Raw genomic sequence first — 26,708 nt, 5'->3', positions numbered from 1 at the left:
AGGGAATTGTGTATTTGTTAGATACCAATATTTGTATCGCGCTGAGTAACCAAAACCCTCAAGCGCTAGCACAATTTTATGCAAAATTCAACAACTCTTATATCCCAACAATTGTACTAGCAGAACTTTATAAAGGTGCATATTGCTCTCAAAAAATTGAACAGAATCTTCAAAGATTAAATGAATTCTCTAGTAGAATAATTGTTGTTCCATTCGACAAAAATGCTTCAGAAGAATTTGGCAAAATTCAAGCTGAATTAAGACGAATTGGCAGACCAACAGGTGAAATCGACGCATTGATTGCTGCTGTTGCTCGTTCTCGTCAAGATATTCTTGTCACAAATAATATCAAGCATTTTGAAAATATACCTAACTTACAATTAGAAAACTGGTTATAGTCATTGAAAAAACTTCGCGAACATCCTTATACACAAAATCGCTGAATATTGAGTGTCAGTTCTCCATTCTTAAGGTAGACTTGATAAATAATAACTATCCATTACAGAAGGAGCTTAGTCAATGAAAGTTAAAGGAATCAAACGCGGTCAAATTATTGAACTCTTAGAAATAGTTGAGAATATCCCAGATGGAGTAGAAATTTCAATTGATTTAGAACCTCCTATTGAACATAGTGAAACTCAAAAAAGATTGACCGACGAGGAGAGATTAGTAAGACTCAATAAATTATTTGGAGTTTGGAAAGATCAGCCTGAGTTAATAGACATTTTTGCTGAAATAGACAAAGAACGTCACGCTTATAGAGGAAGAGTCATAGACTCAATTGATACTCAGGATAATAGCTAATGTACTTGCTAGATACTAATATATGCATTGCACTGCTGAATGATAATCCAAAAGTGGTCTCCACATTCAATCGCTTTTTCAGTCAATGCTATCTTTCTACAATCGTCCTTTCAGAGCTTTATCAGGGAATTTACTGTTCTCAACAGCTTGAAAAAAACCGAAAAAGTCTTGTAGAACTGTCCGAGTTATTACCTATTGAGCCATTTGATTTGAATGCTGCTATAGAATTTGGCAAAATTCAGAGTGAATTGAAACGGATTGGTAAACCAACAGGAGAAATTGATGCATTAATTGCGTCTGTTGCTCGTTCCCGTCAAGATATTCTCGTCACCAACAATATTAAAGATTTTGAAAATATACCTAACTTACAATTAGAAAATTGGTTATAATCATTGAAAAAACTTCGCGAACATCCTTGGAAAATTAGCTATTCTAGCAATACTCACAATACCATTGCTGACTTCTACATACCAGCGCTAGAGTCCGCTGTTCAATATGACCGCAAATCTGGCTTTTTCAGCAGTGCTATTCTGAGTAAAGTCGCTCGTGGTTTGGGTGCAATGCTGCACAATCAAGGGCGAATGCGGTTAATTATGGGATGTCAGTTTACTGCTGAAGATTTACAAGCTATTCAGCAAGGATATGCTCTGAGAGATGCTTTATTAACCCGTCTTGATGCTGAATTAACACCACCAGAAAACTTAGTTCAACTCAAACATTTTGAAATTCTAAGTTGGTTGATTCAAAATCAATATTTAGATATTAAAATTGCTATTCCCTTAAAAGAAAATAGAACTCCAGAAGTCAGTGAAGAACAACTAGATCCACAGCATATCTTTCATGAAAAAGTGGGAATTTTTACTGATAATAGTGGCGATCTCCTAGCTTTTAACGGTTCCAATAATGAATCTATTGGCGGTTGGGAAAGAAATGTAGAATCTTTTCACGTTTATTGTTCTTGGGAAGGTGGACGAGAACTCGATAGAGTCAATGAAGAAGTTGTGAGATTTGAGCAACTTTGGTACAACTTAGCACCTAATGTGCGAATATTTGAAGTTCCAGAAGCGGTACAGAAAAAGCTGTTACGTTACACCCCAGCCTCAAAACCAACTTGGAACATTCAAACAGAATTTGACAATCGACCTCTCACCCAATCGGAACCAGATACACCAGAGTTTACACCCACATCCGAACTAGGAACTCCTGTTATCTCTCCAGAAGCAAGAGAAGAAGAACGCCTTACCTTTAACCAACTAGCGAACATTTACGAAAACTCTGGTTGCTTGGATTTCTGTCTTAAATCAATTCCCATCAAACCCTGGCCTCACCAAATTAAAATTCTACGCTGTGTTGCCGAAAAATTTCCTCAAAGTTATTTGATAGCCGACGAAGTTGGATTGGGAAAGACCATTGAAACCGGGTTAGTTCTGCGTTATTTACTGCTAGCTAAAAAGGTGCAAAGGGTACTTATTCTTGCTCCTGCTAGCGTTCAACCACAATGGCAAGAAGAATTGCGGGAGAAATTTAATCTCCATTTTTGGAGTTATACCTCTACTGAATTTAAAGACCCCTACAAGCATACCATCTCAGCAGCAACTAACCCTTGGAATACTCAAAATTTAATCCTTGCTTCTTCTCACTTGGTAAGAAGAACAGAGAGAATGCGTCAGCTTTTAGAAGCAGAACCTTGGGATTTAGTTGTATTAGACGAAGCACACCATGCTAGACGTAAAAGCCCGCAAGACAGGAAGGAAACACCCAACCGCTTGTTGGAGTTAATGCAGCAACTGAAAGAGAACACCAAATCCTTACTTCTCCTGTCAGCAACTCCAATGCAAATTGACGCCATAGAAATTTTCGACTTACTACATTTGTTGGGACTGCAAGGACATTGGAGTTACGGCGACAATTTCTGTCATTATTTTTCCTCTCTACAAGGGAGTGCAAAACGCGAGGTGCTTGACTTTTGGCAAGCCATGTGCAAGGATTACTTTCTGCACGGGGGACAACCCTGTTCTAGATTAACGCACTTCCTAACTAAGAACGAATCCCTACAGGATGGCTTCGCTGGACGCGCCCTTGCATACAAACTACGAGACACTTGGCAACAAGGTCAGAAAATCCTCAATCACAAACAGTTAGTAGCAGATGAAGCTTTCATCACCGCCTCACGCCAGTACTTGACGGTGAACACACCCCTAAAAGATTTGATGTTTCGTCACACCCGCGATACCCTGAGACAATACTATCGTAAAGGACTTCTAGAACGGGATATTGCGACTAGAGTTGTGCAAGATAATGCCATTTCTTTGGAAGCGCAGCGAGAAGTTCCTCTTTACAAAGCTGTCAGCGACTACGTGCGTCATTTCTACAAACTCGCACAGCAAGACAAACGTTCCTGCTTGGGTTTTTTGATGACTTTGTACCGCAAGCGATTAACTAGTTCCTTTTCTGCCATTAAATCATCCTTACAACGTCGTTTGGACTTTTTACTGACCCAACAGGGAAGCATTTTAACTAACGACGATTTAGCTGATTTAGATGATGCAGATGATACCGTAATTACCGGGATGGAATCCTATTTTGAACAAGTAGACCCACAAGAGATTCAATATCTTGAAGATTTGTTAAGTCAGTTTGAAAACACTGGAGAAGATACCAAGCTTTCCCAATTTCTTAAAATTTTGCGCCAAGAATTAACAGAGCGAGAAAGCGCCATCGTTTTCACTCAGTACACTGATACAATGGATTACCTGCGGGATGCTTTGAGTTTATTGTACGGTGGGCAAGTCGCTTGTTACTCTGGTCGTGGTGGCGAACTTTACCAAAATGGTAAATGGTTTGTAGTTCCTAAAGAAGAAATTAAACGGCAATTCCGTAATGAAGAAATCAAGATTCTTCTCTGCACTGAATCAGCTTCAGAAGGCTTAAACTTGCAAAATTGTGGAGTGTTAATCAATTACGATCTGCCCTGGAATCCCATGCGAGTTGAACAGCGCATTGGGAGGATTGACCGTATTGGGCAAAGATACCCAACAGTGCAAATTCACAACTTTTATTATGACGGGACTGTAGAGGCGAAAGTTTATAGAAAATTGCGCGAACGCATCAATGCTTTTGCTACGGTAGTAGGCAATCTTCAACCAATCCTAGCGCAAGTTCCAACCTTTATTGAACAAGCAGCAATGAGTGCTGACCCAGAAGAAGAGGACGTTTTAATGTCTGAGTTTGATTCAGTCCTAGAAAAACCTCCACTGCGTCCAGCAATGGAAGAAATGGTAGCAATGGATTTAGAAGCTGACTTAGCAGAAATTCAAAAACCCGTTCCACCTGCGCCCTTCACTCCAGAAACTGTTGAGCAGTTATTCACCACTTCAGTTATTCTGAGAGCTTGTGGTGCAAAGTTTGAGAATAAAGGCGATCGCATCTGGTACTTGACATACAAGGGACAGGACTATACAGTCACTTTTTATCCAAGCGTATTTGATGAAACACCTTCAATGCGGTTGATGACTTTTGGCGATCCCATATTCGAGACACTACTACAATTGGGACAATCATAACTACGACGCAAGAATTTATAGAAAACCAAATGTTGCGACGACAGCGACTTGATTAGAAGGAGATTATATGTCAGAAACAGATAGTAAGCATATTGATGCAAAGCATATTAAAAAATGGCAGCATCTTCCATTAGGATAAGCTATTAAGGAAGCGAGAGCAAAAACGTCATAATATAGGCACAAGAGCGAATTTAGAACAAAGAAAAGTTATGAACATCCAACTCAAGCCAGAAGAAGAGCAATTTATTCAAATACAAATTGCCAGAGGGAAATATAAAAATCCGGAAGCAGTTATTAGTAAAGCACTGAAACTATTAGGAGAGTGGGAAAAAGGCTATCAAAATTGGGTTGAAGAAACTCGTCAAAAAGTAGAAGTGGCTGCTGAACAGTTAGATAGAGGTGAAGGCATTGATGGGGAAATTGTAGTTGAGCGACTGCGTAAAGCTAGAGAGAACCAAGGATGAAACAACATATTATCTCCCCAAAGGCAAATCAAGATTTAAAGGAAATTATTGATTATTTTACGAGTCGTAGTATTGATGCTGGAAAGCGTTTTGTTGATGAGTTTAATAAAAAATGTAGGAATCTTGCCAAGTTCCCTAACATGGGACGCAGCTATGCCGATATTAAAGATTATGTACGGGATGTACCTCTAAATGGTTACATCATTCTTTACCGAGTGAGAGATAACGGAATTGAAATTTTACGTGTAGTCAGGGCAACAGTGCAACCAGATGGCACAGAAATCAGTACTATCAAACAAGCCCTAAATCGTAACCCGGTTGAGAGGCTATCGTTGATGGCGAAAGTAACTTACTGAGATGCAAGAGTTCCAATTGCGAGTGGTTCCTACAGATAATAATAACTTTGCCCTTGAGTTGTACCAGTGTGCTTATAAGAAAGCGGGAGAAAAAAAGCGTCCTTCTGCCAAGCGCATTGGGCGTTTAAAGGGCAATGCTTTGGTGCAGGCGAAACAGGCAATTTATGATTGTTTGAAAGCTAATAACTATGACCCCAAAACTTTAAAGAGCGCTCGGCAAAGTCCTTATATCTTAAGTGAAGAATCTGGAGTGAATTTAGCTTTACTGTTTCAAACTTTACAACCCCTGTCTAAACCAGAGCGAATTGCTAATATTACTAAAGGAATTACTGCTATGAGTAATGAAGAATCGCACTACTGGTTTGCCAAGATTAGTAATGGGAAACGTTCTCAGGCTTTGAGGGCAATTCGGGTGCTACTCGGAGATTAACTCGAATCGCGATCGCCATTATCTCTGCTAAATAGAAAGCATGTTCGTGTATATCTTTGAGGCGAAGTCCATTCATAACATTATCCTGTAAGAATTTCAGGAATTGTGTTTGAGTAAACATATAGTTTTTTTCGATTATCAGACATATGCTAGCATAGCGTTCAAAAATCTAACAATAAAAAGAGGGCATTTCTTGTCAAATCGTTCTAAAATTGAATGAAGTGTTCGATTATCAAACAAAATCTGGGTTAAAAGGAGAATGGATTACGCAGAACTAGGTCGCAGGATTCGTCTTGGTAGAGAAGATGCGTCACGCTCAGAAAAGTTAAGTAAGTTTCCCAATGAGTATATAGAGATGGTTTTTGATACATACCAATTATGTTACATCAGTTTAAGTAAGTTAGCTGAACTGTTAGAAATAACTTTGGAAGAGGCAAAAGATGAATTAAAAGCCAGAAATATTCCTATTAATTTAGGTGTTAATTCTGAGTTAGAACTTTTAAGCGATATTGAGAACGCTTAACAATTTGGTGTGAAGATTGAACGGAAAAATTCATAGTGAAATCAAAAAGTACAGAACTAGAGGCATCGCCAATAATTTTTGATAACACTGTACTGAGTAATTTTGCTCTCGCACAGGTTTTCCATATCCTCCAAAGGCTCTACACGGGTAGAGCCTTTATTGGTAAGGCTGTTCAACGCGAAATCCAAGCAGGAATTAGTAGCGCTTCCACATCTGCTAATTTGCAAAATCGAACTAAGCTACAGGAAATTAATCAAGCGTTGGATGAAGGTTGGCTGCAAACACCATCAGACGCGGTTAATCCCAATGATGATGCTGTTGAGTTACGGTTAACTATAGAGTACAGTCAACGATTTGGTGCGGGGGAGTCAGAAGCAATGGCGATCGCCTATAACCGTAACTGGGTTTTTGCCTCTGATGACGGGAATGCCAGAAAGTTTGCTCAAGAACGAGGGATTCGGTTAACAGGAACTTTAGGCATTCTTATCAAGGCGGTTAAAAATAAAGTCCTCTGTTTGTCTGCTGCTGATATTATTCACGCGAAAATGATCGATGAAGGTTATCGCTCTCCCCTAGCCTACGAAAATGGCATTTCTAGCTATCTCAATCCATAATACGATAGCTAGCGCTGCGGCGAAGCGCCGAACGCATCAATGCTTTTGCTACCGTAGTAGGTAATCTTCAACCAATCCTAGCGCAAGTTCCAACCTTTATTGAACAAGCAGCAATGAGTGCTGACCCAGAAGAAGAGGACGTTTTAATGTCTGAGTTTGATTCAGTCCTAGAAAAACCTCCACTGCGTCCAGCAATGGAAGAAATGGTAGCAATGGATTTAGAAGCTGACTTAGCAGAAATTCAAAAACCCGTTCCACCTGCGCCCTTCACTCCAGAAACTGTTGAGCAGTTATTCACCACTTCAGTTATTCTGAGAGCTTGTGGTGCAAAGTTTGAGAATAAAGGCGATCGCATCTGGTACTTGACATACAAGGGACAGGACTATACAGTCACTTTTTATCCAAGCGTATTTGATGAAACACCTTCAATGCGGTTGATGACTTTTGGCGATCCCATATTCGAGACACTACTACAATTGGGACAAGAATAACTATCAGGCGACAGATTTATCAATTGTTCACAAGTGGCATTTCTGGCAACAAGAAGGTATCGCCATCGATCATTTACCCATTTTTGTATAAAAACAGCTTTTATCGTTAGTAAAAATCCAAAAAAACCGCTACTTATCCAGGCTTGACACGAGAGTGATTATACTGGTATAATTGAAATGGTAAGCTAATAATTATATAAATTACACAGTCTCAGTAAACCTAATTCTAGTGGTGTGGGTGTCCTCTCCCGCCCTACTTTGCTTCGCTGATATTTATGATAGTTCATATTAGTATTTCCGAACGAACAAAGAATTTTGCTGTCAGAATTATTAAGGCTTGTTCCTTTTTAGAGGAACAGTCTGGAGTTTGTCGAACACTTTCAAAGCAATTACTCCGTTCCGGAACAGCGATTGGAGCAAATGTGAGAGAGGGACAGTCTGCTCAATCTAACAAAGACTTTCTCAGTAAGTTAGAAATCGCTCTGAAAGAAGTGAGAGAAACTCAGTACTGGCTAGAAATATTGATTGAATCTGAACTAGTTGAAAAACACAAATTTGATTCTTTACTTCAAGAAGCTAATGAAATAGGTAAAATATTGGCGTTGCTGAATCAAAGTATGAATCATGCGATCGCCTTAAGCTTACGGGTGCGTCGTGCCCGCAGTGCTAATGAACAATACTTAAGATAAGTAAATTTTCCTTCTTGTTGGCTACGGGTTCCTTTTCGGTTGGATATCAATTGTTTACAAGTGGTAAGGTGTTTAATCTTAATCCACTAGCGATTAAAAGAAGTGTTCGAGAAACGATTGTGACAGCCAAAGTCTCTGACCTACAATTTGAGTTACCGTGAAGTTATGGGCAAATGAGTCTAGATTTATTTGCTGACGGTTCACAGTTGACGTACCAAGCTCGATTATGTTCAAATACAACCCGTTAGACTGTCTACCAACATCTGCAGAATTACCAGATTCTGATGACACTCCTGTGGATAACGAACTCCAAATTTTAATTCCTAATTTGTTACTAGCTATTTTGTCTCTCTGTTGGCAGGAGCGCGATGACTGGTATTTTGGTATAAATATGGGGATATACTACGATTCCAGTTATTCTGCAATTGTTCCCGACGGCTTTCTTAGCTTAGGGGTAGAACGTTTTGTTGGCGAAAATGGCAGACTAAGCTACGTGCTTTGGGAGGAAGATGGAATTGTTCCCATTTTTGCTTTAGAAGTGGTTTCTAAAACATACAACGGAGAATACGAACAGAAAAAAATAGATTATGCCCAATTGGGAATTTTATACTATGCAATTTATGCTCCAACACGCTTACGCCGCAAGCAAAAACGTTTAGAAGTGTATCGCTTAGTTGAGGGGAAATATGTTTTGCAACCGGAGGATATAGTCTGGATGCCTGAAGTAGGATTAGGTCTTGGACGCGAACGAGGAACCTATCAGGGATTCACGCGAGAATGGTTATACTGGTATGACCAAAAAGGTAATCGATACCTTACACCAGAAGAAGTTGCGATCGCTCAACAACAAAAACTTCAAGAGCTTTTAACTAAATTGCAGCAACAAGGAATCGATCCAAACACCCTATGATATTCTCTTGCATCAACAGTTAAGCGCTTTTCGAGAAAAATTTTATCTCTGTAAGGGCGCAAGGCATTGCGCCCCTGACTGACCCTCGTTACAGCGAACAAACTCGCAATTTTGTCGCTTGGCTCAAAACCATCATTAATACCATCGCACCAGGTAATCTTCGTGCTGATTTTGAACGCGACTTGCAATCTCACTTAATGGATGAGTTGGAGCGCTTGGATTTAGATCCCTACTTTAGCGAAGACGGCGAAACCATCGATCTGCACTCCTTCCTGACTCAAAACCCCAGTTTCCGTGCCAAGTGTTCCCAAGGGTTATAAACTGTAAATTGAAACCGATACACCTTTACCCAAAGCTTGACTTTTTAGGGATATTGAGGTACTATCTTCAGACGCTTGATTAGTGCGGGATGCAAAAGCTTACTTGGCGTGAGAACCTTGAAACACTTAGCACAAACTAATTGTTAAAAACTGAATACATTTTTAAGTCTCGTACTGAATTAATTTCAGTATCTCTAACTGGGGATTAGTGGTCAAGGAACCTAAGCCATGGGGCAAGGGAACCAAGCCAAATGGCACTTCTAGTTGAGCGAACTTATACCGTAGAGTTGGGTTTGTAAAGATTTATCTACTTGTGGGTAGCTTTGTCCAAACTTTTAGAAGCGGTTAGATATTTTCCTCGGAGATATTATGACCGAAACCAGTCACGACTTGTTGCAACTTAAAGGTGGAATGGATCAACTTATCCAACGCTTGGCAGCATCAATTAAAGCAGATATTAAGTGCAATAGTGAAATAGTAGCGCTACGCGTGGAAAAAGACTACACAGTGAGGAAAGATCCCATCTTGCTGCATTGAGTTTTTAAATTATTTAAGTCGTAAACATTAAGGGACTTCCAAATAAAAAAGTCTTCAAATATCTGTTGTGGTACTAAAGTCTCGCCCGTCACTAGTATAAAACGGGCGGGGACGCCCGTCCCACAAGATTGGGTAATTTATTTCTTAGAAATCCCTAACCTTGTCAAGGTGGCTTGCTTCAAATGGGTAGCGATTGCTGATGAAAATTTGATAATCTATGTAGATTATACTAAATAATTTGTTTTTTGTCAAGCGAAAGACTAACTTGAGCGCGGTTATAACATTCAACACGGAAGTAAAAAAAATTTGGGAAATTTGAATAAAACCTCAAAACTCGCTCCATGAGTAAATAGAGCAGTTAGTCCATCAACACAACTAGAATGAGGTATGAGTATGCATCAAATTGAAAGTGATTACAATAACTATCTTTGCCGCGAGAGGAAAAGTTAGAAGAGTCTTAGAGGATGGGGATAGAGGGGTATAGAGTTGGTATTGTAGTTGTGCTAATTTAAAGCCAATCTTGTTAAGCCAGCCAGGGTGTTATGGATAACGGTAATCAAAAAATTGTTCGGCTAGTTCAACAAACCTGTCAGCATCCTCAGGGTAGCCTTGAGCGCCAAGAAGGTTTGACGGAAATTGTGAAACTTGTGCAAAGAAAACTGTGGAAAGATAACTCGCCGTTCTATCAGGATGCTTTGCAACGAACTTGGCTTTACTTCTGCCGCAATATCTGCGAAGCAACAACTGGAGAAAAATTCGATCCAGAACGCAGTACGGTCGTGACTTGGTTGAATGCTTACCTCAAGTTAGAACTGAGAAAGTTTTACACCCAAGGTCAGAAAACAGCGCAGCGATTTGTATCCGTGCAAATTTCAGATAAGGGTGAAGAATTTGACCCTTTGGACACTGTAGCTGCACCAGTTGATGTTCCTTCCATGTTGGAAGTGACACGGGAGTGGGCAGAAACAGACCTCACAGGTGAGTTGGGCAGTATTCATATCAAAAATCACCCAGAAATCACTTGTCAAGCTATTATTCTACGGCGTTTACCTCCAGAGACGAGTTGGAAAGAGATAGCAGCAGAATTCAAGGTTCCGTTAGCCACCTTAAGTACCTTTTATCAAAGGCAGTGCCTCCCACGCCTCCTTAAATTTGGGGAAGAACAAGGATATTTGTAACGTAAAAGGAAAGTAAATAACTATGGCTGGAATAACAAATGAAATATACGAACGCACTGTTGTGTTACCCATCACTGAAGAAGCACGCAATACGGCTCGTCAATTAGCAGCACGTCAACCAACTTCGGAAAAAGCGGAACAAGTGTTGTTGAATACTTTGGCTGTGTCAGTCGTTGACAACTACTTACAAATGATGGACATTCCTACAGATATTGCAGCAAGTTACAGCCGCAATGCGTTTGTTTGCCTGTGTAGTGATGTTTCCGATTTAGTTGTGACAGGATTGGGTCGTTTGGAGTGCCGTCCCGTGACAGCGCAAGAGCAAACCTGTCATGTTCCTGTAGACGTCTGGGGCGATCGCATTGGTTATACAGCAGTGCAAATGGATGAAGCTCTGGAGGAGGCTGCAATTTTAGGTTTTATCCCAACGGTGGAAGCAGAGGAGATCCCGTTGCATCAATTTCAACCACTCAGAAATTTACTGAGATCTTTAAATCAACCGCGTGAAAAAGTCTCTCCATCTGTCAGTGCTACTGCACAACTCACAAACCTCAGCCAATGGTTGCGGAACGCTTTTGAGACTGGTTGGCAAACTCTTGATTCTTTGGTGAGTACACCGCAAACCAATTTAGCTTTTGGCTTCCGACAATTCCGAAAGGATGGCAGTTCGCGTGGTGGCAAAACGATCGATCTACAGACCCCACAAGGAAATTATTCCATTATCCTTGCCGTCTCGCTGGCATCAAGTACTGAATCTACATCTGTATCAGAAGAATCAGAAATTGATATCCACGTGCAAGTCATTCCTGCTATGGCGCAAACATCTCTTCCGCCCGGTCTGCAACTCATGATACTTGATGAGTCTGGAGCTATTTTTGAGGAAACTCAAGCTTTATCTGAAGATGATTTTCTTCTGTTGCAAATTAGCGGTCATCCTGGTGAGAAATTTAGCATTCGAGTCGCACTTGGTGATATCAGTACTACAGAAGACTTTGTTATCTAACTAAGAAGAAAACCTGTAAGGAGCCACGCCAAGACAGTGAGAAAGTTAGTTGTTTTTGAATTGGGAGAAGGAGACTTTGAAAGTGGGTTTCCTATTAGGTTGCAAATAGGTGAGGAGGGAAAACACCCTTCAGTGGAAATCCGGGGGAAGCTACCGCCTAACCCCGATATCATCAAACACTATGAGCTTTGGCACTCAGCTTATTGCAATTTAGAAATGTTATATCGGTTGTCATCTAAAAATAAGGGAAAAGCCACTCGTGGTTCTTTTCTCAAAGATTGCAACCACGCAGCTAATATCTTGCGAGAGAGTCTTAACATTTGGTTGAACTCAGATGCACTCCGATTAATCAGAGAGAAATTTTTCCAAAAAGTTTCATCCTCAGATGAAATGCGGGTGCTGGTTCAAACAATGGATGTGCAACTACAGCGTTTTCCTTGGCATTTGTGGAATTTATTTGAATCTTACCCTAAGGCTGAAGTTGCTGTCATTTCTCCCTTTTATGAGTCTGTTGGGAAAAGACCTACTAAGTCTAGGGTAAGAATTTTAGCTATTTTAGGAAACAGCACTGGTATTAACACTCAAGCAGATGCAGCTTTGCTGAAACAGCAACTTCCTGATGCAGAAATTAAATTTTTATCTGAGCCACAGCGTCAAGAGTTAACAGAAAAATTGTGGGATGAGAAAGGGTGGGATATTCTCTTTTTTGCCGGACATAGTTCCAGTCAAATAGATGGTGAAAGTGGTTGGATTCATATTAATCAAACAGATACTTTAACAATTGCTGAATTAAAACAATCTTTAAAAAAAGCTGTTGATAATGGGTTAAAATTAGCAATCTTTAATTCCTGTGATGGTTTGGGTTTAGCACGATCTTTGGTGGATTTATGTATTCCCCAAATTATTGTGATGCGTCAACCTGTACCGGATAAAGTGGCACAGACATTTTTAAAATACTTTTTAGAAACCTTTTATCGTGGGGAGTCTTTATATTATGCGGTTAAGGAAGCACGAGGAAAATTAGAAGGCTTGGAAGATGAGTTTCCTTGTGCGACTTGGTTACCAGTGATTTATCAAAATTCTCCTGAAGCACCACCAACTTGGAAAGATTGGTTAGAAAAGTCTAAAGACAAGATTTCAGAGCGGCGTCACCGACTGAAATTATATACTGTTGCTCTCACAAGTTTAGCAGTGACGGCTTGTGTTGTTGGCGTGCGATCGCTGGGTATGTTGCAACCCACAGAATTAAAAGCTTTTGACCAAATGTTGCAATGGCGACCGCAGGAGGAGTTAGACAAACGTTTATTAATTGTCAAAGCGACCGAAGACGATTTTCAGCAACTCAATCAAGATCCACTCCATGACGAAACTTTAGCAAAAATTATTAAAAAACTGGAAGCTTATAAACCAGTTGCTATAGGGATAGACCTTTATCGGGATTTACCGCAGGGTAAGGGACAAGAACAATTACTTAAACTTTTTAAAGAAAACGATCGCCTAACTGCTATCTGTAAATTTCCAGATGAAAACGATCGAGGGTTTGGACCACCTCCCGCCAACTTATCCAAAGAACGCTTAGGCTTCAATGACGTACCAAATGAATTAATCCTGCGGCGTCAATTGTTATCAATGGACTTAAAAGCGCAAAATACTTGTCCAACACCTTATAGCTTGTCTTTTCAACTAGCAGTTCAGTACTTAGAGGCGAAAAAAAAATATCCTATCAAACTGACCCAGCAAAACGAATGGCAAATTGGCTCTGTTGTGTTCAAGCGTTTATTACCTCATAGTGGGGGTTACCAACAGTTTCATGCTGGTGGATATCAGATATTACTCAATTATCGACTCCCCATAGAACTTGCTGAGTCAATGACCATTACAGATATTTTAAAAGGTCGTGTGAATCCTGAAGTCATTAAGAATCGGGTTGTCTTAATTGGTGCAGATACAGAGGGTAGAGACCGTCATTTTACTCCTTTTACTGGTAGTAATGGATTTCCTAAGGATATACCTGGAGTACTCATTCACGCACAGATGGTCAGTCAAATTCTGAGCGCAGTGGAAGATCGGCGTCCCCTGTTATCCGTTTGGTCGCTGTGGGGTGATACACTGTGGATTTTAGGTTGGGCGTTGGTGGGCGGTTTGTTAGCTTGGCGCTGTAACTTGCTACTACACCTGTTAATTGGTGACAGTGTCGCACTCATCATATTGGGTGGGGCGTGCTTCAACTTTCTACTTATAGGAGCTGTTTGGGTTCCTTTCATTCCTTCATCTGTAGCGTTAGTCCTTACTAGTACAAGTTTAATGGCCTATGCTGCATTCAGAGCAAAACAACAGCAGAAATTTCAGCAGATCGCTAAATTCACCGACTATGTAAAGGGAATGTAAAGATTCAACGACTATTACGAAAACTGCTGATTCACCGTGTATCTACGTAATAGAAATTCAAACTTTGATATACCAGCATGACAAATGTAATGCCCATATCGTGACATTTCTTAGATGTAAACACAGAGTTTGTACTGATATCTTAAAGTTAAGAAGTTGAAGACATTTGTTAAAAATACTGATTTAATACGTATTTCTACTATAATGAGGAACCTAAAAGTGTTTTTTAATTCCAAAGTAGTTAGTTTAAGCATTGCATTTGCACTTGCAAGCTTTGTTACCCATTCCCCACAAACATTCGCACAACCAGTCAATGTGGCGGCTAGTAATCCTGAAGCTTTAAAAGTCAACTTTTCGGTACCAAATCCACCTCCTACTGGAGGTACAGATACAAGAGGCGCTGGAGACCGCAGAGGCGATGAATTGTGTCCAAATGTCAACATACCACTCACTATCCTCACCCCAAACTATAAAACTCCTGAAGGGAAAGATTTTTTCTGGGGACAAACCGTGGATGCTCAACCAACCTTCTGGATGTACGTTCCATATTCCTTAACAAATGAACGTCCTGGAGAACTAAGGTTAGAAGAAACAGATGCTAGCGGTAATACTTCATTAACAACTGTTGCTAAAGTTGTTGGAACTTCTACAGGGGTTGTTGGTGTCCGTCTCCCTGGTAATAAAACCCTAGAGAAAAATAAAGTTTACTACTGGCAATTTGCTGTAATTTGTAACAAAAAGAAACCATCTGCAAATCAATTTGCTAGTGCTACCATTACCCGAATTGACTCCAGTCCTACTTTGACACAGCAACTAACAAGTGCAACACCAAAACAAAAAGCAGCTTTGTATGCCAAGGAAGGTCTTTGGTATGACACTGTAACAAACTTAGCTGGATTGAGTCAGGCTAATCCCGGTGATACTCAAGTTCAGAAGACTTGGCAGGAATTATTGAGGAGCGTTGGTTTAAATACAATTGCTGACCAACCAATTGTACTGCAAAATACTCAAACTGCAGCTAACTAAGTCCCTTATTAATTTTGATAGGTGAAGTGGATCGAGATCCCCGACTTCTTAGAGAAGTCGGGGATCTTGTAGTGTAAATGAGAGGTCAATGCCTGACGGAGCTACATTCAAAAAAATCAAAAAAATTTTCCGGATTTGAATAAAACCGTGAAGACACGAGCAGAAATATATAGAGAGTTGCAGTTGCGTGGCTCAAAGAAGAAACGCGGATCTACAACTCTCACACCAAAATCAATTTTCTAACCTAATTATTTAGAGGGTGCCATGTTTTCTCAAAGATTAGCAACAACCATAGAACTCGAAAAAACTCAACAACCGAAGCGAAAACAGTTAATTCTCATAGATAAAGTTAAAAGAATGACAGCTAAGTGGTTTGAGACCAGCACCACGAGCAGTCGGTCGATACCAAGACCACCTCGTACAGGTGGTACAGATACAAAAGGAGCAGGCGATCGCAGATAAGTCACCGGAGCGATCTACTAATTCACCGCGATGCAAATGTGCCAGGAAGTATGGGTTGTATCGTGCTCTCAGACAATGAGTTTGCAGATTTTGAAAAAGTTCTCACAGCAAAATGCAAAGAGCACAAAGAGGTAAAACTTCTCGTTGGCTACACTTACTAAACCAGATAAAATTCTGTCAATTTTGCTCAGCCGGAGATCGGTAGCTCAGTTCAAAGTTTAGACTTTACAGCGAGCGATCGCGTTTCTAAATCCATCATGGCTCGAGAGTGAGAGGTCGATGCCTGACGGAGGTACACCAAAAAATCAAAAGATTTCTCCTCATTTGCATAAAACCTTGAAGATACGAGCAGAAATATAGAGAGTTGCAGTTGTGCGGCTCAAAGAAGAAACGCGGATCTGCAACAACTCTCGCCAAAATCAATTTTTTAACCTAATTATTTGGAGGGTATCATGTTTTCTCAAAGATTAGCAACAACTATAGAACTCGAAAAAACACAACAACCGAAGCGAAAAAAGTTATTTCTTATAGATAAAGTTCAAAGAATGACAGCTAAGTGGTTTGAGACCAGCACCACAAGCAGCCGGTCGATACCAAGACCACCTCGTACAGGTGGTACAGATACAAAAGGCGCAGGCGATCGCAGATAAGTATCATTGCAAATTTAAGTGGTATCAATCTGAAGAAAGCCAATCTTGGCTACGCCAACTTACAAAAAACTACCATACAACAAGCAAACCTTCAAGAAGCTAAACTTTATTCCGCTCAACTCCAGAAAGCCTACTTCTATAAAAGTTGCTCAGTAAGGAATTGTGTTGTACAATACTTGAAATTTAGCAAACGAGGACTCTAGTTGCGCCTATTCATTGATATGAAACCAAGGAAATTAGCAGCAAGAATCATTAGTTTGCTTTTGGCAACATCTCCTCTGTTGACGTATGTGTATGTAGAACGGGTACAAGCACAAAGCATTACTCCCGCCCCTGATGGAACGGGTACTCTCATTACCCCTAATGGCAACAGATTTGACATCACTGGCGGACAGCTTTCTGGAGACAAAGCTAATCTCTTCCACAGTTTTACCCAGTTTGGTTTGAGTGAAAACCAAATTGCTAACTTTATTTCCAACCCTAATATTCAAAACATTTTGGGACGGGTGATTGGCGGTGACCCATCTGTTATAAACGGTTTAATTCAAGTAACAGGTAGTAATTCCAATCTGTTCCTCATGAATCCATCGGGTATTATTTTTGGTTCTAATGCCAGCTTAAATGTGCCTGCTGCCTTTACTGCGACTACCGCCAACGGCATTGGTTTTGGTTCTAGTTGGTTTAATGCCTTGGGTACAAATGATTACACCACTCTTGTAGGAAATCCAACGACCTTTGCTTTTACAATGCAGCAATCAGGGGCTATTGCTAACCTTGGTAATTTGTCAGTGGGAACCGGGCAAAATTTAACTTTTGTTGGTGGTACAGTTTTCAGTACAGGGAACTTGTCTGCAGCAGCAGGACAAATTACCGTGACAGCAGTACCGGGACAGAATTTGGTACGCATCTCTCAACCAGGAAACGTCCTGAGTTTAGAGATTGAACCACTCAACGCAAATAGCAGTCAGCCGCAGCCGTGGACTTTGCCTATTGTTTCTTTGCCAGAACTACTTACCCTTGGAAGACAGGGTAATGCTGGGGGAGTCACAGCAGAACCGGGAAGTGCAGTTTTAACTGGTACTCTTGATGTCTCTGGTAAAGAAGCAGGTCAGAATGGAGGTAGAGTCAATGTTAGGGCGGCAAGTATTACTACGGGAAATATAGAAGCTAACGGTGCTCGTGGTGCTGATGGCGATCGTGGTACTGATGGTAGTGATGGGAGCAGTGGTATTCTTGGTGATGATGGCACTGATGGCAATAATGGTTTCATTGGTGATGATGGCACTGATGGTGATTTTGCTAGAAGCGGCAATTCCGGTGCTGATGGTAATCCTGGTGGTAATGGCGGCGTTGGTGGTAATGGCGGTGTTGGTGGTCAAGTTATACTGTCAGCTACTTCTGGAGGCATAAAAACAGGTAACATCGCTACCACTGGCGGTACAGGTGGGAGTGGTGGCGATGGTGGTAGAGGTGGGAGTGGTGGTAGAGGTGGCAATGGTGGTAGAGGCGGCAATGGTGGTAATGGTGGCAATGGTGATAGTGATTTTGGACCTCTTAGGAGCAGAGGTGGCGATGGTGGTAGAGGTGGCGATGGTGGTAGAGGTGGCGATGGTGGTAGAGGTGGCGATGGTGGTAGAGGTGGCGATGGTGGTAATGGTGGGGCAGGTGGTCAAGTTAACCTGACAGCAACTTCTAAAGGGATTGCAACAGACAACATTGTTCTGTCTGCTGGTACTGGTGGTACTGGTGGTACTGGTGGTACTGGTGGTACTGGTGGCAATGGTGGTACTGGTGGTACGGGTGGTACGGGTGGTACTGGCGGCAATGGTGGTCGTGTTGAGAATCGTGGTAATGGCGGGGTTGGTGGCAATGGTGGTAATGGTGGGGCTGGCGGCAATGGTGCTATTGCTAGTAATGGTGGGACTGGAGGTATTGGCGGTACTGGCGGTCAGGTTATACTGACAGCTACCTCTGGAAGCGTTACAACAAGTAATATCGCTACCACTGGAGGTAATGGAAGTAGCGGAGGTAGTGCAGGTAGTGCAGGTAGCGGAGGTAGTGCAGGTAGTAGAGGTAATGGTGGCAATGGCGGTAATGGTGGTTCTCGTAATACTGATGCCCTTAATGGCACTCCTGGCACTCCTGGCACTGGTGGCAATCCCGGTAATGCTGGTACTGCTGGTAGCGGTAACAATGGGGGTAATGGCAACAGTGGCGGTCAAGTTACACTTACAGCAACTGGCAACATAAAAACAGACAACATCACTACAGTTAGCGGTGCTGGTGGTAGAGGTAGTACCCCAGGAGGCAATAATGGCACAATTGGTGCTAACGGTGGTTCAGTCACCTTCAGCGGAGGAACAATTAATATAGCCGATATTGATACCTCCGCTCTCAATGGTGGCAACATTTTTATTCAATCAACTTCCCAAATCACAACTAGGGAAATTACCTCCAGAGGATTTTCAGGCAGAGGTGGAAACGTTACCCTTGACCCTCCTGAGGACATTCAAGTCAGCTTCATAGATGCTAGAGGCGGTACTGCAGGCGGAAATGTAGATATTACGACTGGAAAGTTCTTCCGTGCTACAAACCTGATTCCTCAAACCCCAGCTAGCATTGCCACAACTGGGACTACTAGTAACGGTAGCATCATTATTAGACATGGTGGTGGCATGAATGATACTCCGTTTACTGTTGGGAATCCCAATGTTAACGGCACTGCTGGAATTATCACCACAGGAGAAAACTCTATTTTTGCAGGGGAAGCTTTTGTTGATAATGCTGATAATTTAACGCGGGGTAATATTCAAATTTCTACATCCAGAACTCCTCCAAGGGGACGTTTAACCCCACGATTATCAGTTATTGCCCGTACTCCTTGCGCTGATGCTGGTATTAGTGAATTAGAAGGTAAACTCATCCGCGAATATCAAAAACATCTCGGTTATGATTTGGCTGGGAAAAACTTGGTAGAAGCTTGTCAACTGCTACAAAACGTTCAGTTAGATACAGGTGTTAAACCAGCAATTATCTATGCTACTTTTGCAACTTCACCTCAAGGAACAAGTGATGATGACCCATTGGAACTTGTTTTAATTACGCCTAATGGTAAACCCATTCGTAAGTCCAATCGTGAAGTTACCCGCAAAAAAATGTTGGAGAAAGCAGAGGAATTTACTTTTGCGGTTCAAGACGAAGGCAAAGCCATTCGTAACAGTCAGGACTATAAAGCTCCAGCCCAACAACTTTACAAATGGTTGATTGAACCAATAGAAAAGGATTTAAAAGCTCAAAAAATTAATAACTTAACATTCATCACGGATGCTGGTTTGCGTTCCATCCCGCTAGCATCTCTTTATGATGAGCGCGATCGCAAATTTTTGATAGAGAAATATAGTGTTGGCTTAATGCCTAGCCTCAGCTTAACAGACACTCGTTATGTAAATATTAGAAATTCGGAGCTTTTAGCAATGGGTAGGTCAAAATTTGCCGACCCTGCACGCAATCTACCCGCAGTAGAAATGGAACTGGATTTAATCAAAAAAGTGTGGGAGAAAACCAGTCCACCTATCAAAAATGAAAATTTTCTATTGGATAGTCTGAAAAATCGTCCGCCCTATGGCATTATCCATTTAGCAACACATGGAAAATTTGATTCAGAAGATACCACCAAAGATGTCACAGAAGATTTTAAACAAGGAGAAGTTAAAAACTCCTATATTGAACTGTGGGACACTAACCTCCGCTTAGATCAGTTAAGGACATTAAAACTTGATAATCCATCTGTAGAATTATTAGTGCTTAGCGCCTGTGAAACAACCGCAGGCGATCGAGAAGCTGAACTGGGTTTTGCAGGCTTTGCCGCTAGAGCGGGAGTCAAATCTGCTTTAGCTAGTCTCTGGTTAGTTAACGATTCAGCCACTATGGGCTTAGTCACAGAGTTCTATCAGCAGCTTAAAAAATCGCGCATCAAGGCAGAAGCACTGCAAAAAGCACAGATAGAAATGTTGAACAAGAGAGTGAAAATCGAGCATGGAAAATTAGTATGGTCGGGTGGAAGTGCAAATTTAACTGTAAAATTAACAGAAATCAAAAATTTATCCCATCCATATTACTGGGCACCTTTTACGATGATTGGTAACCCTTGGTAGATATCTGTGGGACAACAACGATCGCTTGGCAATTTTGTCAGAGGCTGTCGAACTCACTTGTACTTTATGCAGATGAAAACTGCTATCTCAAAAAATTTTCCCTAAATTTGAATAAAACCTTGAAGACGCGAGCAGAGATATATAGAGAGTTGCAGTTGCGCTCCAAACAGAACGACATCGATATCATGACAAATGTAATGCCCATCTAATGACATTTCTATGATGCAAGCTCAAAGTTGGTACTGATATCTTCAAGTCATGAAGTTACGGAACGCAAAGAGCGGAAATACTCAATATCTTATCCCTGAGAGGAAAGCTGAGTTTCGGCTGCAACAAATTGACTGACATCTGTTAAAAGAACACCAAAGTTAACTCCAATTTAAATTCAACAGGAAAACTACGAATATGCTTTTATTCTTCACGATGTCACTAGACGAAACACAAGATTTGAACAGAGGAAGACTATTCCTGATTGATGAAACTCAAGGAATTGTTGGTAGATGGGTAGCAACAACAAGCACTCCAGACAAGCAAGGCGTCAAAGATTGGAATGTTCGTGGTGGAGTGTTACCCCCAACTTATGAACTGGCTCAGCCATTACCTTTTTACTCTGTGACAGTCAATCCTGTGGACTTGAAACACGTCAAGGGAGTCGAAGGTAATGGGTATCCGATTACACCCTTTGAAGTCAAAACCAAGGATGGCGGAACTCGTTCTGATTTACTGATTCACCGCGATGCAAATGTGCCAGGAAGTATGGGTTGTATCGTGCTCTCAGACAATGAGTTTGCAGATTTTGAAAAAGTCTTCACAGCAAAATGCAAAGAACACAAAGAAGTTAAACTTCTTGTTGGCTACACTTACTAAGCGAGATAAATTCCCTAAATTTCGCTCAACCTTGTATCAGTAGCTTAGTCTAAGGACTTCCAAATTAAACAAGATCGGACATCAGACTTTAGATTTTACCATGAGCGATCGCGTCTCTACATCGATTTTCAGGAGGGTGAGAGGTCAGTGCAAGATGGGCAACATCCAAAAAATCAAAAAAATTTCTCCTGATTTGAATAAAACCTTGAAGACAAGCGCAGAAATATATAGAGAGTTGCAGTGGTGCTGCTAAAAGAAGAAACTCTAAGTGCAACGACTCTAATACCAGAATCAATTTTCTAACATAATTATTTGGAGGATGCAATGTTTTCTCAGAGATTAGCAACAACTATACTACTAGAAAAATCACAACAACTGAACCGAAAAAAGCTATTTCTCATAGAGAGAATTCAAGAAATTCTAGGTAAGCAGTTTAACACAAGCACCACTAGCAGTAGGTCAATACCAAGACCACCGCGTACAGGTGGTACAGACACAAAAGGCGCAGGCGATCGCAGATAAGTATCACTGGAAGTCATGATGGCAGAGGGCAATATCTTATCCCTGAGAGGAAAGCTGAGTTTCGGCTGCAACAAATTGACTGACATCTGTTAAAAGAACACCAAAGTTAACTCCAATTTAAATTCAACAGGAAAACTACGAATATGCTTTTATTCTTCACGATGTCACTAGACGAAACACAAGATTTGAACAGAGGAAGACTATTCCTGATTGATGAAACTCAAGGAATTGTTGGTAGATGGGTAGCAACAACAAGCACTCCAGACAAGCAAGGCGTCAAAGATTGGAATGTTCGTGGTGGAGTGTTACCCCCAACTTATGAACTGGCTCAGCCATTACCTTTTTACTCTGTGACAGTCAATCCTGTAGACCTGAAACACGTCAAGGGAGTCGAAGGTAATGGGTATCCGATTACACCCTTTGAAGTCAAAACCAAGGATGGCGGAACTCGTTCTGATTTACTGATTCACCGCGATGCAAATGTGCCAGGAAGTATGGGTTGTATCGTGCTCTCAGACAATGAGTTTGCAGATTTTGAAAAAGTCTTCACAGCAAAATGCAAAGAACACAAAGAAGTTAAACTTCTCGTTGGCTACACTTATTAAACTTATTCAACTTATTAAAAGGAGAGCAATATGAAACTTCAAGACATTGTCAAGCTTAACGAATCCTTTGAATTGGATTATTTGAGTCAAGACAGCGAGTTAGCACAGCAAGTTCAAATCCGTCTCCGAGATCTAAAATTACTTTCGGGAGTTGCTGACGGCGCTTATGGACCAATCACTAAACAGGCAACAGTAAAATTTGCCCAAGCCTTTGACTTACCTGAACTTCTTAATGCTGCATTTGCAGAAAAGCTCATTGAAGCCAAGGAAGTTCCCAATTCCTCTGCCGCAATTCCCACAAGCTTACCTAATTGTGGAGTTGAGTTAATTAAACGCTTTGAAGGTTGCTTTCTTGATGCATACCCCGATCCTTTAACCAACCGAGAACCAATTACAATTGGCTGGGGATCGACCAAGAAACTTGATGGTAGTGCGTGGCATCTTGGAGAGAGCATTTCCCAAAAAGAAGCTGATGAGCTTTTGATTCATCAGTTGGAAAGAAACTACTTACCCGATTTAGCAAAAATACCTTGTTGGGGCGAACTCAACACTAACCAACAAGGAGCATTACTCAGCTTTGGCTACAACTTGGGGAGTAAATTCTATGGCGCTCCTAACTTCAATTCAATGACTACAGTTTTACAGAATCGTGATTGGTCTAAAATCCGCGAAACTTTTATCAAGTATCGCAACCCTGGAACAAATGTTGAGAAAGGGCTTTTGACACGAAGGCAAGCTGAAGCTGAACTATTCTTGACCCCCCTCTAGTTTGGGCTTTCAAGATTGGATATGAGTCAGCAAAAATAAGTGAAACATCTACCCCAACCCGGTTTTTCAACAAAACCGGGTTTTTGGCGATGATAACAGTTTTCTCTTAGGTGCATCCGCGTCAAGGGTGCGGTTCCTTAAATCTTTACCGTATTGTATCCAACTGAAAACTTTAAAACATCTTCTTCAAACTATTCTCAAAAAAATTTTTTTAACTTTGAATAAAACTCGTTAAACAGAGGCAGAGATATATAGAGAGTCGCAGGTGCGCTGGCAACAGAGATTGAACCTGATAGTTATCTAACTCATCGACTTGTTTGATAAACACCGACTCTCACTTGTTTGTTTTTGATTTTTATGGCTGAATTTATCAAAGTTATTAGTTAAATATTAGGAGTCAGTTATGTTTGCTTTAAAAATTGCTACCATCGGTTTATTAAGTTTATCAGCAACTGCTATTTTGTGTGCAGATGTTGCCAGTGCTCAAGTGGTGAATCAAAAAATAAAGGGTTCGGCTATTGGTCCGGAGACATTTGTGGATGCGGCTAACTTGACCGTCAATCCCACTGGCACTTTAAATCAAGACATTGATTGTGAAGCCAGAAATGATGTTCCACATATCGACCCACGTTGCGATGCTCGCAACACGGCGATTTACGGTTCCGGGAGCAGCACATCAACAACCGATGGCGGAGGCGGAGGCCATCACGATTCATCAGGTGGCTATGTTCCTGGTATCAGCCAACAGGTAGAAAATGGCGGTACAAATACAACTGTGATTACTCCCACCACAGCTAACTCTGATTCCAACAGCAGTAGTGATTCCAACAGTAGCTCTGATGCCAAAGCCACAATTCGCGACAGTGGTAACAGTCACAATACAAATCTTAACCACTCTGGTGGTGGTGACGCCAAAGTTGGTGATGTCAATAACCGCGCTCACTCTTCCGTGGGCGACCAAAAGAACCATCAATCGATGACGACTGGTGCAACAACTGTCGCCCCTAATGTTTCCCCGACCACACGTGTCAAGGTGGAAGGTGCTCGACACAACCACATTCAATTTGGTTCGACTGCACCAGGAACTGGCGGTGAAGCGTTCTCGTTCCAATATAGTTCGGCTTGTGGAGCATCCGTCAATTACCGCCAAGGTTTCGCTCTCAAACCAAAGCGCATTGGTGGTGGTGGCTTGGGTTTTGCGTTGGATGTTTCCAGTACTGGAATGGACACTATCGAAAGTCGCGATGCTGTTCAAAATAAGATGGAAAGTGCATTTCTTGTGGCGATGAGCGTTGTTAATAATCAACAAACTTTTGAGCAACGCCTCAACACTGGTGTTGTCTCTCGTCAAGAAGCTTACACTAGAGCGATCGCTAACTGCGCTTCTTTTGTCCCAAATAGCGAGCCTCCCACAGTTTACAACCAACCAACAACACCCACAACTTATGTTGATAAACCTCGCACTTGCACTGCTGTTGGTTGCAACTAAATTCCTCATGACAAATCTCATGCTCTCATCGTGACATTGATTCGATACTTCTCTAAGTTTTACGGATATCTTAAGTGTGGAGTCTGTATTTAATCAGACTCTTTTTTTTCTTGACTCCATTCCCGCTATAAGATTACCTATCTTCTTCTCCTCTTTCTTCTCTTCGAGACGCTTCGCGAACGTGTCCTTTGCGTCTTTGCGGTTCATTTAAATAAGTCATCTTTGGGCGGGAAAGGAGTCGTTTAAACTCCAGTAAATATAGCGGAGTATCATCCCCATCTTTACTTAGAATGGTTAGGGGTTCTGATATTATAGACCCAGAAGTCATCAAAAACTCACCAATTCCCAATGGACGCACATTATCACCAGAACCAATGACAGGACGCCCTAGAGCTGAACATCCTGTAGACCTACCTAAAGACGTTAATGGAGCTATCGACTTTAACGCTTGGGAAGCACGCCTTAGAAAAAAAGGAGTTCGAGGATTACCAGACACTGAGTTAGTCAAAAAAATCAATGAAGCACGTGCAGGAAACCACGATAGTCAGGCAGAACTGAGGTTAGCAGAACGATACGCTAATGCAGGGTATGAAGTTGAAATTGTGCGACCTACAGCAGAGACACCTGCTGGTGATATACCAGTTATTGATGAGCCTCTTAGTCCCGATCTTCGTATTAAGCTTCCAGGACAAGCTGAAACAGCACGGGTAGACGTAAAATTCCGTGAGCCAGGAAAGCAAATTACAAAAAGTAACCTCAATACTCAGATAGACAAAGCGAATAATCAGATTAGGCAATCTGAGGAAGGAAATGGAGACATTATTTTTGATGGTTCTCAAGCAAGTTCTGGTGGCTTAAATCAAGCTGAGATCGAAAGATATCTTAACGGTAAGATGAAAGGTAACCGTTCTGCTCCTGAAGCTCAATTAAAGAACGTCGATTACTTGGAGGTAATTTACCCAGACACTGTAAGCGGTCAAGCCGTTTTAAAGCGAAGCTTCATGGTACGTACAGCAGATGGAAATGTTAATGGTCCTTTCACTGAGAAGCTAAAATGAAGAGTCAATTTAGAGATATTTTTCTAAAAACAGCAACTTTTGGATTTAAAGAAGAAACTGGTTCTTGGGAAATAGATATCGGTGTAGCAGATGAGCTATCTGTAAATTCTTTAAATAGTTATGTTATTGACCAAGTTAAAATTTTTTTGTTAGCTTTTCATCAGTTGTGCAAACCTGTAGAGATTTGCTATGATATCATAACTGTTGATCCAAATGGAAAAGTCAAACAAGTAAAAGAAGGACAAATTAGACTTATTGAAGAAAAAAGTCATGCTCAAGTTTTGCAAGAGCTAAAGTTATCTCTAGAAAACTCTGAAGAATCTTTCTTTACCACGATTTTTATTGACTGTGACTTATGTGTTTTTGTCACCGAGCCAGAAGACAAATTAAATGAAGACACATTAAATCAAGTTTTGATACCCAGAGCAGCTAAGTTTTATTTTGGCTATGTGATGGAACCTAAAGAAGACGATGAAGAAGCGTTGATACCGTCAGATGGCAGCGTTAGCTTTGAAACTTCTGTAGATATTTGGGTTGAGAGGACTTTAGATCAATTAAGTTTACACTGGCAAGATAACTACTTGTATGCAGCCAAAAATCAACCCTTGCTAGAAGAAGCTTTACGAAAGTGGGAAATACAGGTTGGAAAACCAATTGTTGAATGGAACTCCCGCTATTACCGTGACCAAATCTTCAAATATGGTTTTAAATGAAGCATCTGCATAAACGAAACACCCACCCCAACCCGGTTTTTCGTTGAAAACCGGGTTTTTTACGTTACAGAGGTAAGTTGGCGAGCAAAAACCAAACTGTATCCAACTGAAAACTTGACAACAT

General features: G+C 41.1%; 28 protein-coding genes and 1 pseudogene. All 29 read left to right on the top strand.

The features are described from left to right. Positions 1-8 precede the first annotated feature (8 nt). The 29 genes and pseudogenes from WA1_RS47695 (at position 9) to WA1_RS47570 (ending at position 26,584) form a co-directional block, all read left to right on the top strand. Positions 9-398 carry a type II toxin-antitoxin system VapC family toxin gene (locus WA1_RS47695; RefSeq protein WP_017747479.1) on the top strand — a complete coding sequence of 130 codons (390 nt, stop codon included), beginning with the start codon at positions 9-11 and terminating at the stop codon, positions 396-398. Between the two features lie 121 nt (positions 399-519). After that, positions 520-804 carry a hypothetical protein gene (locus WA1_RS47690; RefSeq protein ID WP_017747480.1) on the top strand — a complete coding sequence of 95 codons (285 nt, stop codon included), beginning with the start codon at positions 520-522 and terminating at the stop codon, positions 802-804. Further along, positions 804-1,193: a type II toxin-antitoxin system VapC family toxin gene (locus WA1_RS47685; RefSeq protein WP_017747481.1), complete on the top strand. Its 390-nt coding sequence runs from the start codon at positions 804-806 to the stop codon at positions 1,191-1,193. The genes WA1_RS47690 and WA1_RS47685 overlap by 1 nt, the downstream gene beginning before the upstream one ends. A gap of 3 nt (positions 1,194-1,196) precedes the next feature. Beyond that, positions 1,197-4,367: a DEAD/DEAH box helicase gene (locus tag WA1_RS47680; RefSeq protein WP_017747482.1), complete on the top strand. Its 3,171-nt coding sequence runs from the start codon at positions 1,197-1,199 to the stop codon at positions 4,365-4,367. 209 nt (positions 4,368-4,576) lie between these two features. Further along, positions 4,577-4,831 (top strand): ribbon-helix-helix domain-containing protein, encoded by a 255-nt coding sequence (locus tag WA1_RS47675; RefSeq protein ID WP_017747483.1) that lies wholly within the window; start codon positions 4,577-4,579, stop codon positions 4,829-4,831. Next, complete coding sequence (locus tag WA1_RS47670; protein WP_017747484.1) at positions 4,828-5,187, top strand: type II toxin-antitoxin system RelE/ParE family toxin; 360 nt, start codon at positions 4,828-4,830, stop codon at positions 5,185-5,187. The genes WA1_RS47675 and WA1_RS47670 overlap by 4 nt, the downstream gene beginning before the upstream one ends. Position 5,188: 1 nt before the next feature. After that, positions 5,189-5,617, top strand: coding sequence for a DUF7680 family protein (locus tag WA1_RS47665; protein ID WP_017747485.1), 429 nt, complete (start codon positions 5,189-5,191; stop codon positions 5,615-5,617). 259 nt (positions 5,618-5,876) lie between these two features. Beyond that, positions 5,877-6,140: a UPF0175 family protein gene (locus tag WA1_RS47660; protein ID WP_017747486.1), complete on the top strand. Its 264-nt coding sequence runs from the start codon at positions 5,877-5,879 to the stop codon at positions 6,138-6,140. Between the two features lie 35 nt (positions 6,141-6,175). Further along, positions 6,176-6,754 (top strand): PIN domain-containing protein, encoded by a 579-nt coding sequence (locus tag WA1_RS47655; protein WP_017747487.1) that lies wholly within the window; start codon positions 6,176-6,178, stop codon positions 6,752-6,754. Positions 6,755-6,867: 113 nt separating this feature from the next. Beyond that, positions 6,868-7,245: a hypothetical protein gene (locus WA1_RS47650; RefSeq protein ID WP_017747488.1), complete on the top strand. Its 378-nt coding sequence runs from the start codon at positions 6,868-6,870 to the stop codon at positions 7,243-7,245. Positions 7,246-7,520: 275 nt separating this feature from the next. Further along, on the top strand, positions 7,521-7,934 hold the full coding sequence (locus tag WA1_RS47645) for a four helix bundle protein (protein WP_017747489.1): 414 nt from the start codon (positions 7,521-7,523) through the stop codon (positions 7,932-7,934). A gap of 226 nt (positions 7,935-8,160) precedes the next feature. Next, the gene (locus WA1_RS47640) at positions 8,161-8,844 is read left to right on the top strand and encodes a Uma2 family endonuclease (protein ID WP_017747490.1); all 684 of its coding nucleotides are present in this window, start codon (positions 8,161-8,163) and stop codon (positions 8,842-8,844) included. Positions 8,845-8,918: 74 nt separating this feature from the next. After that, positions 8,919-9,161: pseudogene (locus WA1_RS56300) on the top strand (monoamine oxidase); the annotation flags it as partial. Between the two features lie 372 nt (positions 9,162-9,533). Continuing rightward, complete coding sequence (locus tag WA1_RS56295) at positions 9,534-9,701, top strand: hypothetical protein (protein ID WP_017747492.1); 168 nt, start codon at positions 9,534-9,536, stop codon at positions 9,699-9,701. A gap of 542 nt (positions 9,702-10,243) precedes the next feature. Continuing rightward, complete coding sequence (locus WA1_RS47635) at positions 10,244-10,879, top strand: hypothetical protein (RefSeq protein ID WP_017747493.1); 636 nt, start codon at positions 10,244-10,246, stop codon at positions 10,877-10,879. Positions 10,880-10,901: 22 nt separating this feature from the next. Further along, positions 10,902-11,882: a DUF1822 family protein gene (locus tag WA1_RS47630; RefSeq protein WP_017747494.1), complete on the top strand. Its 981-nt coding sequence runs from the start codon at positions 10,902-10,904 to the stop codon at positions 11,880-11,882. A 36-nt stretch (positions 11,883-11,918) separates the two neighbouring features. After that, complete coding sequence (locus WA1_RS47625) at positions 11,919-14,270, top strand: CHASE2 domain-containing protein (RefSeq protein ID WP_017747495.1); 2,352 nt, start codon at positions 11,919-11,921, stop codon at positions 14,268-14,270. A gap of 219 nt (positions 14,271-14,489) precedes the next feature. After that, the gene (locus WA1_RS47620; RefSeq protein ID WP_017747496.1) at positions 14,490-15,296 is read left to right on the top strand and encodes a DUF928 domain-containing protein; all 807 of its coding nucleotides are present in this window, start codon (positions 14,490-14,492) and stop codon (positions 15,294-15,296) included. A 264-nt stretch (positions 15,297-15,560) separates the two neighbouring features. After that, positions 15,561-15,758 (top strand): hypothetical protein, encoded by a 198-nt coding sequence (locus tag WA1_RS47615; protein ID WP_017747497.1) that lies wholly within the window; start codon positions 15,561-15,563, stop codon positions 15,756-15,758. A gap of 452 nt (positions 15,759-16,210) precedes the next feature. Further along, positions 16,211-16,408, top strand: coding sequence for a hypothetical protein (locus WA1_RS47610; RefSeq protein WP_017747499.1), 198 nt, complete (start codon positions 16,211-16,213; stop codon positions 16,406-16,408). Next, complete coding sequence (locus tag WA1_RS54245) at positions 16,405-16,611, top strand: pentapeptide repeat-containing protein (RefSeq protein ID WP_081403177.1); 207 nt, start codon at positions 16,405-16,407, stop codon at positions 16,609-16,611. The genes WA1_RS47610 and WA1_RS54245 overlap by 4 nt, the downstream gene beginning before the upstream one ends. 18 nt (positions 16,612-16,629) lie before the next feature. Then, positions 16,630-20,562, top strand: a complete 3,933-nt coding sequence (locus WA1_RS57855; RefSeq protein ID WP_051077111.1) for a CHAT domain-containing protein — start codon at positions 16,630-16,632, stop codon at positions 20,560-20,562. Positions 20,563-20,967: 405 nt separating this feature from the next. Continuing rightward, positions 20,968-21,429, top strand: a complete 462-nt coding sequence (locus WA1_RS47600) for a hypothetical protein (RefSeq protein WP_081403091.1) — start codon at positions 20,968-20,970, stop codon at positions 21,427-21,429. A gap of 324 nt (positions 21,430-21,753) precedes the next feature. After that, positions 21,754-21,951, top strand: a complete 198-nt coding sequence (locus WA1_RS47595; RefSeq protein ID WP_017747501.1) for a hypothetical protein — start codon at positions 21,754-21,756, stop codon at positions 21,949-21,951. Positions 21,952-22,094: 143 nt separating this feature from the next. Next, a complete protein-coding gene (locus WA1_RS47590; protein WP_081403091.1) occupies positions 22,095-22,556 on the top strand; it encodes a hypothetical protein in 462 nt (153 codons plus the stop codon). Positions 22,557-22,586: 30 nt separating this feature from the next. Next, entirely contained in the window at positions 22,587-23,324 is a 738-nt protein-coding gene (locus WA1_RS47585) for a glycoside hydrolase family protein (protein WP_017747502.1), read from the top strand. 403 nt (positions 23,325-23,727) lie between these two features. Then, positions 23,728-24,813 carry a hypothetical protein gene (locus tag WA1_RS47580; protein WP_066613318.1) on the top strand — a complete coding sequence of 362 codons (1,086 nt, stop codon included), beginning with the start codon at positions 23,728-23,730 and terminating at the stop codon, positions 24,811-24,813. A 290-nt stretch (positions 24,814-25,103) separates the two neighbouring features. Further along, positions 25,104-25,871: a hypothetical protein gene (locus tag WA1_RS47575; protein ID WP_020480624.1), complete on the top strand. Its 768-nt coding sequence runs from the start codon at positions 25,104-25,106 to the stop codon at positions 25,869-25,871. Then, positions 25,868-26,584: a hypothetical protein gene (locus tag WA1_RS47570; RefSeq protein ID WP_017747505.1), complete on the top strand. Its 717-nt coding sequence runs from the start codon at positions 25,868-25,870 to the stop codon at positions 26,582-26,584. Before WA1_RS47575 ends, WA1_RS47570 begins: the two co-directional genes overlap by 4 nt. Positions 26,585-26,708 lie beyond the last annotated feature (124 nt).

Source organism: Scytonema hofmannii PCC 7110, from assembly GCF_000346485.2.
GTDB classification, from domain to species: Bacteria; Cyanobacteriota; Cyanobacteriia; order Cyanobacteriales; family Nostocaceae; genus Scytonema; species Scytonema hofmannii.
The sequence above is the reverse complement of the archived record's forward strand: the minus strand, read 5'-3'. Positions and strand labels throughout refer to the sequence as shown.